Origin of the sequence: Nocardioides sp. InS609-2 (assembly GCF_023208195.1) — a bacterium.
Lineage (GTDB): Bacteria > Actinomycetota > Actinomycetes > Propionibacteriales > Nocardioidaceae > Nocardioides.
The window spans coordinates 3,593,944-3,608,851 of the sequence record NZ_CP060034.1; the positions used below are offsets into that span (position 1 = coordinate 3,593,944).

Here is a 14,908-nt window from a genome sequence, read left to right on the forward strand (position 1 = left end):
TCTCCCCGCCACTCCCACGACGAGGACGTCGACCCCCGCGACCACCGACACCGCCGGCAGCGTGGCCACGAGGACGAGACAGCCGAGCAGGCCGACCACATTGAGCGCCCGTGGCCAGCGCCGTTGGGACGCTCGGCTGCCGGAACGCCGCCGCGTTGGCGACCGCGTAGTAGACCAGAACCCCGCAGCTCGAGAACCCGATCGCGCCACGCAGGTCGAAGAAGAGCACGAGTACGACGATGGCAGCGCCCGCCGCCGCGTGCCGGAGCCACGGCGTACCCGGGACGGCGTACGCCGCGAACGTCATCGCCATGGCCGCACACGACGCGGTCTTGCCGACCACGAAGCCCCACCCGGCGAGGAAGCCCCACTACGGCGCGAGGACCTCGCGGCCGTAGACCTAGGTGCCGCCCGAGGTGGGGTAGGTCATCGCGAGCTGCGCGCAGGCGATCGCGTTGCACAGGGCCACGAACGCCGCGACCGCAAGGCTGACCATCCGACGAACGACATCGGGGACCGAGCTCCGGCCCCCTCGGTCATCGTCGAGCCCGAGATCGCTGAGGTCCTCGACCTGGGTGATGGCAGGAAGTGCGCACAGTGGCGCTCGGAGGCGCGGGCCGAAAAGAAGATCCTGTGCCGCTGATCCAGAAGTGACGGCGCCGGTCCTCGGGACCGGCGCCGTCCACGCCCGCAGGTGCCCGGAGCGCGCCGAACCGGAGGGCCGATAGGCTGCGACGCGCTCGTCCAAGACTTCCCTGACACCCCCAGGAGCACACCGTGGCATCCATCGAAGCAGTCGGCGCACGCGAGATCCTCGACTCGCGCGGCAACCCCACCATCGAGGTCGAGGTGCTCCTCGACGACGGATCCTTCGGCCGAGCAGCGGTGCCCTCGGGTGCCTCGACCGGCGCGTTCGAGGCCGTGGAGCTGCGTGATGGCACCAAGAGGTACGGCGGCAAGGGCGTTGCCAAGGCAGTGGCCGGTGTCGTCGAGAAGATCAGCCCTGCGATGCTCGGCCTCGAGGCCGACGACCAGCGACTGGTCGACCAGGCGATGATCGACCTGGACGGGACGCCCAACAAGGCCAACCTCGGCGCCAACGCGATCCTCGGCGTCTCGCTCGCCGTGGCGAAGGCCGCCGCCGACTCCGCCGGCCTGCCGCTGTTCCGATACGTCGGTGGCCCCAACGCGCACGTCCTGCCGGTGCCGATGCTCAACATCCTCAACGGCGGCGCGCACGCCGACAGCAACGTCGACGTGCAGGAGTTCATGATCGCGCCGATCGGTGCGGCCACGTTCGGCGAGGCGCTGCAGCAGGGTGCCGAGGTCTACCACTCGCTCAAGTCCGTGCTCAAGAAGAAGGGGCTGTCCACCGGTGTCGGCGACGAGGGCGGCTTCGCCCCCGACCTGCCGTCCAACCGCGACGCGCTCGACCTGATCTCCGAGGCAGTCAAGGGCGCCGGGCTCAAGGTCGGCAAGGACATCGTCTTCGCGCTCGACGTGGCGGCGTCGGAGTTCCACGACAAGAAGAAGTACACGTTCGAGGGCAAGAAGAAGACCTCGGCCGAGATGATCGACTACTACGCCGACCTCGTCGCGTCGTACCCCATCGTCTCCATCGAGGACCCCCTCGACGAGGACGACTGGGACGGCTGGAAGACCATCACCGACCGCCTGGGTGGCCTCACCCAGCTCGTCGGCGACGACCTCTTCGTCACCAACGTCGAGCGGCTTCAGCGCGGCATCACCGGCGGCCAGGCCAACTCGCTGCTGGTGAAGGTCAACCAGATCGGCTCGCTCACCGAGACCCTCGACTCGGTCGCGCTCGCGCAGCGCAGCGGCTTCACCTGCATGATGAGCCACCGCTCCGGCGAGACCGAGGACACCACGATCGCCGACCTGGCCGTCGCCACCAACTGTGGCCAGATCAAGTCCGGCGCCCCGGCGCGCTCCGACCGGGTGGCCAAGTACAACCAGCTGCTGCGCATCGAGGACGTCCTCGGCGACGCGGCGCGCTACGCCGGGCGAGGCTCCTTCCCGCGTTTCACCGGCTGAATCGGTCATCCTTAGTCAGACATGGCACAGCAACGACGTACTCCCCGGGGCGGTCCCGGCGGCAGCAGGCGACCCGGGCAGCGCGACAGCCCGCGCGCCCGCTCCACCGCGCCGTCTGCCAGCTCTGCGCCGGCGGCGACGCCTCCTGCGCGACCGATCCCCGCGGCACCCTTGGCCCCTGGTCGGCGACGGCCGCGGCTGACGGGTCGTGCCGCCGTGCTCGTGCTCGTGCTGGCGGTGCTCGTCGTGTCCTATGCGTCGTCGATGCGCGCATACCTCCAGCAGCGCGAGCACATCAGCGACCTCAAGAGCGCGATCGCCGAGCGCGAGACCAGCATCAACGAGCTCGAGCGCGAGAAGCGGCGCTGGCAGGACCCGGCGTACGTCGAGGCGCAGGCCCGCGCGCACTTCGGCTACCTGATGCCGGGCGAGACCGGCTTCGTGGTGCTCGACGCGAAGGGCGAGCCCCTCGAGGCAAACGCCGAGCTGAGTGACCCCGACGAGGTCGTGAAGACCGAGCCGAAGGCCTGGTGGGACGACGCCTGGGCCTCGGTGGAGCTCGCCGGTCACCCACCCAAGGTCGGCAAGGGTCCCGCGGAGAAGATCGGCGCCAACGAGTGATCGACCCATGATCGACGCGGACGACGAGGCCACAATTCAGGCACAGCTCGGCCGGGCTCCGCGGGCGATCCACGGCGTGGGCCACCGTTGTCCGTGCGGCAACCCCGACGTCGTCACGACCGAGCCGCGGCTGCCCGGTGGCACGCCGTTCCCGACGACCTTCTACCTCACCTGCCCGCGCGCGGCCTCTCGCATCGGCACGCTCGAGGGCAGCGGGCTGATGAAGGAGATGCAGGCCCGGCTCGCTGACGATCCCGACCTCGCTGCTGCCTACCGGGCGGCCCACGAGCGGTACCTCGCCGCGCGAGCCGAGCTGGGCGACGTACCCGAGATCGAGGGCACCTCCGCCGGCGGCATGCCCGACCGGGTGAAGTGCCTGCACGTGCTGGCCGGCCAGGCGCTCGCGCAGGGTCGCGGCGTCAACCCCTTCGGCGACGAGGTGCTCGACCTCCTGGGCGAGTGGTGGGCCGAAGGGCCGTGCGTCTCGGCCGACGCATGATCGCCGCCATCGACTGCGGCACCAACACCATCAAGCTGCTCATCGGCGACCTGCCCGACGTGGCCGTGCGAGAGACCCGGATGGTGCGGCTCGGTCAGGGTGTCGACGCGACCGGCAGGCTGGCAGACGACGCTCTCGAGCGGGCCTTCGCCGCGATCGACGAGTACGCCGTGCTGATTGCCGCCCATGACGTGACCCGGCTGCGGTTCTGCGCCACCTCGGCGACCCGTGACAGCACCAACGCGTCGGTCTTCGCCGAAGGAGTGCAGGCCCGGTTGGGCGTGCTGCCCGAGGTCTTGTCGGGCGACGAAGAGGCCGCGCTGGCGTTCGGCGGGGCCGTCCGCAATCTGCGTGACGTCGCGACGCCGCCCGTGCTGGTGATCGACATCGGCGGTGGGTCGACCGAGCTGATCCTCGGCCACCACGCGCCCGACGCGGCGTACTCCATGGACATCGGCTCGGTCCGCCTCCACGAGCGGCACCTGCACTCCGACCCCCCGACCGCGGCCGAGCTGGCCGCCTGCGTCGCCGACATCGACGCGGCGCTCGACGCGTGTCCGGTCGACCCTGCCGCCGCGGCCACCGTCGTCGGGGTGGCGGGGAGCATCATCACCGTCGCGAGCGGCGTGCTCGACCTGCCGGCGTACGACGCCGCCCAGACCGACCAGGCAGTGATCCCGGTGGCCGGCGTGCACACGTACGTCGACCGGCTGGTCGGGCTGACGGTTTCCGAACGCCTGGCACTGCCATACATGGCGCACGGCCGGGCCGACGTGATCGACGCCGGGGCGCTGATCCTCTCGCGCATCCTGCGGCGTACCCGTGTCGAGACGATGGTGGTCTCCGAGGCCGACATCCTCGACGGCATCGCCTGGTCGATCGCAGACTGAGCACGTGACGGTCGACCTGCCCCACCCCCTGACCGGTCATCCGTTCCCGTCACCGGTGCCGCCGGGCACGGGTTGGCCCGAGGACCCGGCGGCCACGGACACGCTGGTGGCGCGCTCCGCCGGCGGCGTACGACGTCTGGCGGCGACGCCTGATCTTGCCGAGCTCGATGCGCGGGTCAGCGTCTGCTCGGCCTGTCCGCGCCTGGTGCGGTGGCGCGAGGACGTCGCGCGCGACAAGCGGGCGTCGTTCGCCGACCAGCCCTACTGGGGTCGGCCGATCGCCGGCTGGGGAACCGACGACCCCCGCGTGCTCGTGGTCGGCCTCGCGCCCGCCGCCAACGGCGGCAACCGCACCGGCCGCGTCTTCACCGGCGACAGCAGCGGCGACTGGCTCTTCGCGAGCCTGCACCGCGTCGGACTGGCGACGCAACCGACCAGCGTCCACGCGGGCGACGGACAGCGCCTCGTCGGTGCCCGGATGGTCGCCACGGTGCGGTGTGCGCCACCGGACAACAAGCCGACGACGGACGAGCGCGACGCCTGTGCGCCCTGGATCAACCGCGAGATCGCGCTGGTGGCCCCGGGACTCCGGGCCGTCGTGGCCCTCGGCGCGTACGGCTGGGACGGCGCCCTGCGAGCGCTGGCCGGAGCCGGGATGGAGGTGCCGAGACCCAAGCCGCGGTTCGCGCACGGGGCCGAGGTGACCATCGGCGACCTGACCCTGCTGGGCTGCTACCACCCGAGCCAGCACAACACGTTCACCGGCCGACTCACGCCGGAAATGCTGGATGACGTGCTCGGCCGGGCGCGCGCACTGGGAGGATGAGCGCCTGCCCCGGTATCCCAACCGGCAGAGGAGGCGGCCTTAAAAGCCGTTCAGTGTGGGTTCGACCCCCACCCGGGGCACCCCTCGATCCACTCAGGACCATCACAGGTTTCACGGGAACACCGCCCTACCGTCGGGCGTTGGAATCAGCGAGCCCGCATAGAGTGGACCCAGCAGTCGTCACCACGACGGCTTTCAGCAGGACGGCCTCCAAGGAGGAGACCATGAAGAGCAACAACCCCGTGTTCGCGCGAACCGAAGAGTTCAACCGCGCCAGCACCAACGCCTACGGCAACCAGACCTACCCGGGCGGCTCGTCCGTCCAGGGCAGCTCCGACCCCTCCACCTGGGGCACCGGCACGCCCACCGACGAGCGCTCCGGCGGTCGGATGACCATCGACTCGGTGGTCCAGGCGACCGGCATCTCGCTCGCCGTCGTGATGGTCACCGCAGCCATCACCTGGTGGTTCATCGGTGACGTCGCGGCCGGCAACGGGTTCGTCAACGAGGACAACTACCAGCGCGCCATCGCCCTGATGACGATCGGTTCCCTCGGCGCCTTCGGGCTCTCGATGGTCAACTCGTTCAAGCGCGTGGTCAGCCCGCCGCTGGTGCTGCTCTTCGCCGCCGTCGAGGGTGTCGCCCTCGGTGCGCTGAGCAAGTTCTTCGAGTCCTACGCCGGCGCCGGCGTCGTGACGGGCGCAGTCGTGGGCACGTTCGCGGCATTCGCGGGCACGCTCGCGGCGTACAAGATCTTCAACATCCAGGTAGGCCAGAAGTTCCGCATCTTCGTGGTCGCGGCCATGTTCGGCATGGTGGGCCTCGGCCTGCTGTCGTTCGTGCTGAGCATGTTCGGCGTGACGACCGGCCTGTTCGGCTTCGGCACGCTCGGCCTGGTCATGGCCGTCGTCGGCCTGGTGCTCGGCATCTTCATGCTGATCCTCGACTTCGACTACGTCGAGAACGGCATCGCTGCCGGTCTCCCCGAGCGCGAGTCGTGGCGTGCGGCCTTCGGCCTCACCGTCAGCCTGGTGTGGATCTACACCAACCTGCTTCGCATCCTGGCGATCTTCAGCCAGGACTGACCCACCACGATCGACACCGGTCCGCCTCCCCTGAGTGGGAGGCGGGCCGGTGGTCATTTCTGGTCAGTTCGACTCCTGGAGCCACGCGAGTACGGCGAGCACCCGGCGGTTGTCGTCGGGTGCCATCGGCAGGTCGAGCTTCGTGAAGATGTTGTTGGAGTGCTTGCCGACGGCCTTCTCGGTCACGACCATCGCGGCAGCGATCGCCGCATTGGAGCGGCCTTCCGCCATCAGCCCGAGGACCTCCCGCTCGCGGGGAGTGAGCCTGCCGACCGGCGTACGACGATCGGCCCGGGCCAGGAGGGCCGCGACCACTTCGGGGTCGAGCACCGTGCCGCCGGAAGCCACGTGGCGTACGGCGTCGACGAAGCTGCCGACGTCGACGACGCGGTCCTTGAGCAGGTAGCCGATCGCGCCCTCGCCGCTGGCGAGGAGGCCGCGGGCGTAGCCCGGCTCGATGTGGGCGCTCAGCACCAACACCGGGAACGCCGGCCTGGCCGCGCGCACGCGCGTCGCCGCCACGAGGCCCTCGGTGGCATGACCGGGCGGCAGGCGGACGTCGAGCACCGCGACGTCGATGTCGGGATCGTCGAGCGCGGTGTCGAGCGACGGCGCGTCGCCGACGGCATGGACGACGTCGAAGCCGTTGCCTTCGAGGATGCGGATCAGACCGTCCCGGAGGAGGGCCTGGTCCTCCGCGATGACAACGCGCACGGCACCTCCATGGTGATCACGGTCGGCCCCCCGACGGGGCTGTCCACGGTCATGGTGCCATCGAACGCGGAGAGCCGCCGGGCGACACCGGCGAGCCCGGTGCCCCGCGCGGTGTCGGCGCCGCCGTGGCCGTCGTCGCCGCACACGACGCGCAGCCGGGTGCCGTCGTGGTCGAAGCGCACCCACCCGCGCCTGGCGTCGGCGTGCTTGATGTTGTTGGCCAGGCACTCGGCGACGGCGAAGTAGACCGCCGACTCCACCGGTGCCGGCGGGTGCCCGTCGAGGCCGAGGTCGAGCGACATCGGGATCGGCAGCTGCATCGCGAGGTTCTCGACCGCGGCGCTCAGGCCGAGGTCGGCCAGCACCGGCGGGTGGATGCCGCGCACCAGCGCCCGCAGGTCCTCCAGCGCGGCCAGTGTCGTCTCACGGGCCTCGCGCATCAGCTGGGAGGCGGCTGCGGGGTCGTCGGCCATCACGCTCTCGGCGTACCCCACAGTCATGCCGATCGCGGTGAGCCGGGCCTGGGCGCCGTCGTGCAGGTCGCGCTCGATGCGGCGGATCTCGGCGGCGGAGTGGTCGAGGGTGGCGGTGCGCGAAGCGGTGACCTCCTCGACCCGGCGCTCGAGCTCGTCGGCCCGCGGCGCGAGGATGCCGCGCGTGGCAAGGGCGTGGGCCCGCACCAGCGCAGGCGTGACCGACCACCAGATCCCCAGCGCCACCGGCCCGCTGAGCAGGAACAGCCCCCACCAGGCCCAGCCGCCGTCGAGCACCGCCCCGAACAGGTTGACGATGGGCTGCGCCGGCAGACCAGCCACCACGACCGACATCACGAACCCGCCCGTCGCGGCGAAGGCCAGATGTCCGAAGTCACGCCACCGGGCCTTGTCGCGCAGCCAGGTGAACGGACCGCCCAGCGGCCCGCTGCCCGGTGCATACGACGCCTCGATGGGTTCGATGCCGAGCACCCTGGCCGACAGCTGCCGGTGCACCCGGTTGAGCCCGGACGTGGCCGGCACGACCAGGTGGGACAGCGCAATGCCGATGCCGAGCGGACCCAGCGCGACCGACAGGATGGTCAGTATCGCGAGCACCAGCGCTGGGACCGCGAGCGCCACGTGCACCAGCGCCAGCCCGGTCAGCGCAAGCCGACTACGCAACCCCGCCTCGTCGAGCGGCACGGGCAGCACCGAGTCGACGCGCAGCAGCTCGTCGAGGTCCCACGCGCGCGGATCGGTCATCGTCGGCCAGTCTTCCATCGGGCTCATGACACTGCCACGACCTCGAGTGCCCGAGGCCGTACGGCGCGCGCGACCGCGAAGCTGCCGGCGGTCACCGTGAGGGCGATCGCGACCAGGGCCATGACAGCCGGGAGCCAGAGCTGCCCGTCGGGCACGACACCCTCGTCGCGGACCATGGAGAACGGCACCACGGTCACCAGCGAGGCGACCAGGCCGGTGATCGCGCCGAGCGTCGAGACGAGAAGGGTCTCGATGAGCACCGCCGTACGGACCTGTCCCGGTGTGCCGCCGACCAGCCGTACGCGGCCGAACTCGGCCCGCCGGTCGGCGATGACCGCCAGCAGCGCGTTCACCAGGACCACCGCACAGAACAGCGCGATCATGCCGGTGACCACGTTGTTGAGCAAGAACACCGTGTCGGCCTCGGACTGCACCATCCCTTCGGGCAGCACGAAGGTGCGGTTGTCGATTCCGACGAGCATGAGCACGCTGGTGCCGGCCGCGGTGAAGACCGCCGCGGCGCCGAAGACCGGGCCGAGCAGGTGGCTGCGGTGGCGGGTGCCGAGCGCGGCCAGGTGCCCACTGACTCCGGCCACTCCCAGCAGGGGTGTCAACGGGCGGGCGAGCGCCCGCAGGATCGACGGGCCGAACGCGGCCACTCCGACCGCGGTGATCAGGCCGGCGCTTCCTGCCGTCGACATGGCGGCGAAGGGGTCCTCGAGGTCGCCGGTGACGAAGATCGTGATGAGACCGGCCGAGACGCCGTACACGATCAGGAAGCCACCGCCGAGCGTGCGCCAGCGCGAGCGCCGGGGTGCGGAGTCGTTGGAGGTGGCGAGCGCCGAACGTGCGGTGCCACCGGTCACTCGTCGACCGGCGATACCGGCCGCGAGGAGGCTGAGCCCCACCACGGCAAGGAAGGTCGTGCCGGCGGCGATCGTCCCGAAGGAGAACTCGACGGTGTCGGCCGCCATGCCGGCGTCGCGGACCCCGTGCAGCAGAAGTGCGCCGGTGGGCCAGGACAGGGCGATCCCCGCGGCCGCCGCGAGCACGGCCACCACCAGCACCTCGCGCCGCAGCAGGCGGCGGGCCTGGCGCGGGGTGGCGCCGATGGTGCGCAGCAGGCCGATCTCGGTCTCGCGGCCGCGGACGGCGACGGAGAGGGTGGAGGAGACGGCGAAGATGGCGAGTACGGCGCCCCAGCCGCCGATGGCGGCGCCCATGGTCAGCAGCGCCTCCTGGCTCGCCGCCGGCACGTCGTCGCCCAGGGCGATCTCGGCCAGGTGGGCGAACGAGCCCACCATCAGCGCGCTGAGGAACACGGCCACGAACGTGGCGAGGAACGCCGGCTTGCGATGGCTCAGTGAGCGGCGCGCCAGCATCGTCATCCCGCTCATGCCGACACGCCACGGGTGAGGTCGTCGAGGTGGGCGAGCTGGGTGGCGACGGCGTCGACCGTCGGGCTGGTCATCCGGCCGGCTTCCGCGCCGTCGACCAGGAACACCACGCGATCGGCGTACGACGCGGCGACGGGGTCGTGCGTGACCATCAGCACCGTCTGGCCGGCCTGGTCGACGAGACCGCGCAGCAGCGCGAGCACGCTGCGCGCCGACTGACTGTCGAGCGCTCCGGTGGGCTCGTCGGCGAGCACCACGGCGGGTTCGTTGACCAGCGCGCGGGCGATGGCGACGCGCTGCTGCTGGCCGCCCGACAGCTGGCCGGGCAGGTGTCCGCCGCGGCCGTCGAGGCCGACCGCGTCGAGCAGGGACATGACCCGATGCCGGTCGGGCCGGCGGCCGGCGAGCCGCACCGGTAGGCCGACGTTCTGCTCGGCGGTGAGATACGGGATCAGCTGGAAGTGCTGGAAGACGATGCCGAGCCGGTTGCGGCGCAGCACGGTGCGCCGCGCCTCCGACCAGCCCGTGACGTCGTCGCTCTCGACGGTGACGCTGCCGGACGTGGGGGCGTCGAGGCCGGCCAGGCACGCCAGGAGCGTCGACTTGCCGGAGCCCGACGGACCCATGATCGCGGTGAAGCTACCGGCTGGCAGGTCGAGCGAGACGCCGCGCAGTGCGTGCACGACGTGCTCACCCTCGCCGAATGATCGGGTCAGGTCGCGGACAGAGAGTGCGGTAGCCATGAGGTGGCCTTTCGTGGACGGATCGGATGTCCACAACGCTATGGATCCGGTCGCCCACGCTCGATGGGTCCAGACCGCCAACCTCTGGTGGGGTTTTCCCTACCCCTGCCGGCTCACGGAGACCTCGCTGGTCTCGGGCGAGGTCGTCTCTGCCGACGGCTGACGACGTCGGTGGCGCAGCTCCACCCAGCGGCCACGCAGCCCCTTCTGGGACCCGCCGAGCTCGGTGCCGTCGAGCTCGGTGCCCGGGTTGCGGGCGGCTCGCACGGCGGCGGCGGCGACCGGCATCACGCGTTCGCCGCGCTGCGGGTCGGGCGCCGCGGCCTCATCCGGCCCGAGGCCGAGGGCGGCCAGCGTCGAGGGGATGAGCACTCCGGCCAGCGAACGGTAGCCGTCTGCCGACGGATGGAACTGGTCTGGGCCGAAGAAGAGCGCCGGCGCCGCGTCGAACTCCGGCCCGAGGATCGAGCCGAGCGAGATCGAGCGTCCGCCCGCGTCGACGACCGTGATGGCCTGCGCCGCGGCCAGCCGTCGCGACCACTCACGCGCCACCTGCTTCAGCGGCGGCGCGATCGGCCGGATGGTGCCGAGGTCGGGGCAGGTGCCCACGAGCACGGCCGTGCCGGCCTCGACGAGGCGACGTACGGCCTCACCGAGGTAGCGCACCGACTGCGACGGCAGCAGCTTGTGCGTCACGTCGTTGGCGCCGACGAGGATCACCGCGACATCGGCCTGCATCGGCAGGATGCGGTCGACCTGTGTCTCCAGCTGGGTCGACTTGGCGCCGACGACCGCGACGTGGCGCAGGTAGACCCGGCGGTCGGCCTCGGCCGCGACGCCGGAGGCCAGGTGGGCGCCGGGGGTGTCCTCGACCCGCTCCACCCCGTATCCGGCTGCGCTCGAGTCGCCCAGCAGCGCGATCTTGATGGCCGGCCCGGGTCGGCCGCGGCCGTACCAGCCGGTCGAGTCGGGTGGCTCGCGGTCGAGCCGGCCGATGGCCTTGCGCGCGGCCTTCGCCTCGAACGTCAGCACGCCGTAGAGACCTGCGCCCAGCACAGAGAGGCCCCCACCGCCGTACGCCGCGGCAGAGGCCAGCTTGCGAGCTGCTGCTGCTTTCCCCACGTCCCTCACTCTATGGATCGAACCCAACGGCTACACACGGATTTGACGTGCTGCCGCGAGGTCAGGGGCGGGCGAGGAAGGCGAGCAGGTCCTGGCGGGTGACCACGCCGACCGGCTTGCCGTCCTCCTGCACGAGCAGCGCGTCGGCGCCCTCGAGCAGCGCGACAGCAGTGTGCGCCGGCTCCGTGGAGCCGATGGTGGGCAGCGCGGGCGACATGTGGTCCTCGACCGGGTCGGTGAGGCGGGCCGTGCCGGTGAAGAGGGCGTCGAGCAGGGTGCGCTCGGAGACCGACCCGGCGACCTCTGCGGCCACGATCGGCGGCTCGGCGCGCACGACGGGCATTTGCGAGACGCTGTACTCCTGCAGGATCGCGATGGCCTCGGCGATGGTCTCGCCGGGGTGGGTGTGGACGAGGTCGGGCAGCTGGCCGGACTTGCCGCGCAGCACCTCGCCCACGGTCTTCTCGGTCGAGCCCTGACCGCTGGCGAAGCCGTACTGGCCGAGCCACTCGTCGTTGAACACCTTGGTGAGGTAGCCGCGGCCGGAGTCTGGCAGGAGTACGACGATCACGGCGTTCTCGCCCTCGGGGGTCCCGGCGAGCTCGGCGGCCAACTGCTTCGCGGCGTACGCCGCCATGCCCGACGAACCGCCCACCAGGAGCGCCTCCTCGCGGGCGAGCCGACGGGTGAAGGCGAACGAGTCGGCGTCGGAGACCTCGATGATGCGGTCGGCGATGGTGCGGTCGTAGCAGTCGGGCCAGAAGTCCTCGCCGACGCCCTCGACGAGGTACGGCCGTCCGCTGCCGCCGGAGTAGACCGAGCCTGCGGGGTCGGCGCCGACCACCTTGACGTCGGGGTTCTGCTCCTTGAGGTAGCGGCCGATGCCGCTGATGGTGCCGCCGGTGCCGACGCCGCAGACGAAGTGGGTGATCCGGCCGTCGGTCTGCTCCCAGATCTCGGGGCCGGTGGTCTCGTAGTGCGAGCGCGGGTTGTTGGGGTTGGAGTACTGGTCGGGCTTCCACGCGCCCGGCTGCGACGAGAGCCGGTCGGAGACGTTGTAGTAGGAGTCGGGGTGCTCCGGGGCGACGGCGGTGGGGCAGACGACGACCTCGGCGCCGTACGCCTTGAGGACGTTGCGCTTGTCCTCGCTGACCTTGTCGGGGCACACGAAGACGCACTTGTAGCCCTTGGCCTGCGCGACCATCGCCAGGCCGACGCCGGTGTTGCCGGATGTGGGCTCGACGATCGTGCCGCCGGGCTGCAGTGCGCCGGACGCCTCCGCGGCCTCGATCATGCGGGTGGCGATGCGGTCCTTCACGGACCCGCCGGGGTTGAGGTACTCGATCTTCGCGAGCAGCAGTGGGCCGGTCTCCTCACCCTGTGGCGTGGCAGGGTCGACCGCCAGCTCGGGACCCAGCGAGGTGGACAGCCGGAGCAGGGGAGTGTTGCCGATGAGGTCGAGGAGCGCGTTCGCATACTTCACCCCCACACGGTATCGCCGGGCCCTCCGCCGGCGAAGTTCACGGGTGCAGGATCCGCGCGAGCTCCTCCACGCCGTCGACCAACCGGGTGCCCGGCCGCGCCCAGGAGGCGTTGGCATCCACCGCGTGCACGGGTACGCCGGCCGGCAGGGCGCCGCCCGCGACCAGCTCGTCCGCCAGCGACCGGGCACCGGCGAGGTCGTAGCCGCACGGCGCCACGATGACCACGTCGGGAGCACTCGCCTGCGCGGCCTCCCACGTGACCCGGACCGACTTCTCGCCGGGTGTGCCGAGCACCGGCAGCCCGCCCGCGAGCTCCACCATCTCGGGGATCCAGTGGCCGGGCGCGAACGGCGGGTCTGTCCACTCCAGCAGCAGCACGCGCGGTCGCGGGCGGCCGGCCACGCGTCGTACGACTGCGTCACGGCGGGCCTCGATGTCGGCCACGAGGACGTCGGCCTCGGGCCGGTGCCCGGTGGCATCGCCGAGGGTGCGGATGGAGTCCAGCACCTCGGCGAAGGTGTGTGGGTCGATGGTGAGGACCTGCGCGGTGCAGCCCAGGTGGGCGAGCGCGTCGTCGACCACGGAGACGTCGACCGCACAGACCGCGCAAAGGTCCTGGGTGACGACGAGGTCGGCGTCGAGGCCGGCGAGTGCGCCCTCGTCGAGGTGGTAGAGATCGTCGCCGCGCGCCATCGCCGCCACGACGAAGTCGTCGATCTCGCGCGGCGTCAGGCCTTCGGGCATCGCGCTGGTCGACACGATCGTCCGGCCGCGCGCCTCCGCCGGGAAGTCGCACTCGAACGTCACGCCGACCACGTCGTCGCCGGCGCCGATCGCGAAGAGGATCTCGGTGGTCGAGGGCAGCAGGGACACGATGCGGGACACGGCCGCGACTCTGGCAGCATCAGGGGTCAGCGGCAAACGTGAGGAGAAGTGTGGGCGACATCGGGCTCGACGTCGTCGCGCTGCTCACCCTCGCCGGTCTCGCTGCCGGGTTCGTCGACGCGGTCGTCGGAGGGGGTGGGCTGATCCAGCTGCCCGCCCTGCTGCTCGGTCTGCCGAACGCTGGGCCGGTGCACGTGCTGGCCACCAACAAGCTGGCGTCGATCTGTGGCACGTCGATGGCATCGGTGACCTACTACCGCCGGGTGCGGCCGGACCCGCGCACGTTCCTGCCGCTGATGGCGCTGGCGTTCATCGGCTCCGCGGCGGGTGCGGTGGTGGCGTCGCACATCCCCAGGGAGGCGTTCGAGCCGATCGTGCTCGTCGCGCTGATCGTGGTGGGCGCCTATGTGCTGCTCAAGCCGACCCTCGGTGACGCCACGGCGCTCCGGTTCGCGGGCCACCACCACACGCTGGCCGCGATGGGCACCGGCCTGGCCGTCGGCTTCTACGACGGTGCGCTGGGGCCAGGCACCGGCTCCTTCTTCGTGTTCACCCTGGTCGGGCTGCTGGGCTACAACTTCCTCGAAGCGTCGGCCAAGGCCCGCCTCGCCAACGCGGCCACCAACCTCGCGGCGCTGTGCATCTTCGTGCCTCAGGGCGCTGTGATCTGGGGCATCGGTCTGGTGATGGGGCTGGCCAACCTCGCGGGCGGCTACCTCGGCGCGAGAGTGGCGGTCTCGAAGGGAGCCCGGTTCGTGCGGGTGTTCTTCATCGTGGTCGTTGCCGCCTTCATCGTGCGGATCGGCGGGGAGGTGAGTGGCGTGTGGTGACCAGCCGGGCCCGGTCGCGGCGGATCGCCGCCGGCAGCGTCAGCAGCGTCGCGACGAACACGCCGATCAGGCCGCCCACGGTGTTGGCGAGCAGGTCGCGGCCGTCGGGCACCCGGCCGGGGATGCCGCGCTGGGCGCTCTCGATGAAGGCAGTGAGCAGGAAGGCCACCACCGCGGCCACCCACCACCAGCGGATCCCGAACAGCAGCAGCAGGAACATCCCGACCGGCACGAAGAGGCCGATGTTGGCGAGGAACTCCAAGCGGTCGTAGTCGATCGACGCGGCGTAGCCACGTCGGTGCAGGGCGTCGAGCAGGCGCACAACCAGGTCCTGCTGGTCTGGACCGATCGGCTGCGGAGTCAGCGTCAGCCACCCCACGAAGACCAGGTAGCCGCCGGTGAGCAGGCTGAGGAAGGGATGGCGATGCAGCATCGGTCCAGTGTGGGGCAGGGGTGGTCGGGGAGTCCGCACTCGCCCGGGTCCATGACCGGGAACGCGTCGGCGAAGCCGAGCGTCCA

At 71.4% G+C, this 14,908-nt stretch carries 15 protein-coding genes and 1 tRNA gene; 8 read left to right on the plus strand and 8 right to left on the minus strand.

What is annotated here, in order from left to right:
• Nucleotides 1–777: 777 nt before the first annotated feature.
• The 7 genes from eno (at nt 778) to H4Q84_RS18595 (ending at nt 5,976) form a co-directional block, all read left to right on the plus strand.
• The gene (gene eno / locus H4Q84_RS18565; RefSeq protein ID WP_248580554.1) at nt 778–2,055 is read left to right on the plus strand and encodes a phosphopyruvate hydratase; all 1,278 of its coding nucleotides are present in this window, start codon (nt 778–780) and stop codon (nt 2,053–2,055) included.
• Between the two features lie 21 nt (nt 2,056–2,076).
• Nucleotides 2,077–2,676 carry a septum formation initiator family protein gene (locus H4Q84_RS18570; protein ID WP_248580555.1) on the plus strand — a complete coding sequence of 200 codons (600 nt, stop codon included), beginning with the start codon at nt 2,077–2,079 and terminating at the stop codon, nt 2,674–2,676.
• 7 nt (nt 2,677–2,683) lie between these two features.
• Entirely contained in the window at nt 2,684–3,175 is a 492-nt protein-coding gene (locus H4Q84_RS18575) for a DUF501 domain-containing protein (protein ID WP_248580556.1), read from the plus strand.
• Nucleotides 3,172–4,065, plus strand: coding sequence for an exopolyphosphatase (locus H4Q84_RS18580; protein WP_248580557.1), 894 nt, complete (start codon nt 3,172–3,174; stop codon nt 4,063–4,065). Before H4Q84_RS18575 ends, H4Q84_RS18580 begins: the two co-directional genes overlap by 4 nt.
• A 4-nt stretch (nt 4,066–4,069) precedes the next feature.
• Nucleotides 4,070–4,891: a uracil-DNA glycosylase gene (locus H4Q84_RS18585; protein WP_282580264.1), complete on the plus strand. Its 822-nt coding sequence runs from the start codon at nt 4,070–4,072 to the stop codon at nt 4,889–4,891.
• Nucleotides 4,892–4,897: 6 nt separating this feature from the next.
• Nucleotides 4,898–4,971: transfer RNA gene (locus H4Q84_RS18590), tRNA-Leu, on the plus strand.
• A gap of 144 nt (nt 4,972–5,115) precedes the next feature.
• Nucleotides 5,116–5,976, plus strand: coding sequence for a Bax inhibitor-1/YccA family protein (locus tag H4Q84_RS18595; protein WP_248580558.1), 861 nt, complete (start codon nt 5,116–5,118; stop codon nt 5,974–5,976).
• Nucleotides 5,977–6,039: 63 nt separating this feature from the next.
• On the opposite strand, the gene H4Q84_RS18600 is transcribed toward H4Q84_RS18595, so the two are convergent.
• The 7 genes from H4Q84_RS18600 to H4Q84_RS18630 all read right to left on the minus strand — a co-directional run bounded on the left by H4Q84_RS18600 (nt 6,040) and on the right by H4Q84_RS18630 (nt 13,559).
• Nucleotides 6,040–6,690: a response regulator transcription factor gene (locus H4Q84_RS18600; RefSeq protein WP_248580559.1), complete on the minus strand. Its 651-nt coding sequence runs from the start codon at nt 6,688–6,690 to the stop codon at nt 6,040–6,042.
• On the minus strand, nt 6,642–7,955 hold the full coding sequence (locus H4Q84_RS18605) for a sensor histidine kinase (protein ID WP_248580560.1): 1,314 nt from the start codon (nt 7,953–7,955) through the stop codon (nt 6,642–6,644). The genes H4Q84_RS18600 and H4Q84_RS18605 overlap by 49 nt, the downstream gene beginning before the upstream one ends.
• On the minus strand, nt 7,952–9,325 hold the full coding sequence (locus H4Q84_RS18610; protein ID WP_248580561.1) for an ABC transporter permease: 1,374 nt from the start codon (nt 9,323–9,325) through the stop codon (nt 7,952–7,954). The genes H4Q84_RS18605 and H4Q84_RS18610 overlap by 4 nt, the downstream gene beginning before the upstream one ends.
• Entirely contained in the window at nt 9,322–10,068 is a 747-nt protein-coding gene (locus tag H4Q84_RS18615; RefSeq protein ID WP_248580562.1) for an ABC transporter ATP-binding protein, read from the minus strand. The genes H4Q84_RS18610 and H4Q84_RS18615 overlap by 4 nt, the downstream gene beginning before the upstream one ends.
• A 99-nt stretch (nt 10,069–10,167) precedes the next feature.
• A complete protein-coding gene (locus H4Q84_RS18620; RefSeq protein WP_248580563.1) occupies nt 10,168–11,190 on the minus strand; it encodes an SGNH/GDSL hydrolase family protein in 1,023 nt (340 codons plus the stop codon).
• Nucleotides 11,191–11,251: 61 nt separating this feature from the next.
• Nucleotides 11,252–12,673, minus strand: coding sequence for a cystathionine beta-synthase (locus H4Q84_RS18625; RefSeq protein ID WP_248580564.1), 1,422 nt, complete (start codon nt 12,671–12,673; stop codon nt 11,252–11,254).
• 37 nt (nt 12,674–12,710) lie between these two features.
• Nucleotides 12,711–13,559: an ABC transporter substrate-binding protein gene (locus H4Q84_RS18630; protein WP_248580565.1), complete on the minus strand. Its 849-nt coding sequence runs from the start codon at nt 13,557–13,559 to the stop codon at nt 12,711–12,713.
• Nucleotides 13,560–13,609: 50 nt separating this feature from the next.
• On the opposite strand from H4Q84_RS18630, the gene H4Q84_RS18635 reads away from it, so the two are divergent.
• Nucleotides 13,610–14,389: a TSUP family transporter gene (locus tag H4Q84_RS18635; RefSeq protein WP_248580566.1), complete on the plus strand. Its 780-nt coding sequence runs from the start codon at nt 13,610–13,612 to the stop codon at nt 14,387–14,389.
• Here the strand turns inward: H4Q84_RS18635 and H4Q84_RS18640 are convergent.
• A complete protein-coding gene (locus H4Q84_RS18640) occupies nt 14,349–14,822 on the minus strand; it encodes a VanZ family protein (RefSeq protein ID WP_248580567.1) in 474 nt (157 codons plus the stop codon). The two genes, H4Q84_RS18635 and H4Q84_RS18640, sit on opposite strands and share 41 nt — an antisense overlap.
• Between the last annotated feature and the right edge of the window lie 86 nt (nt 14,823–14,908).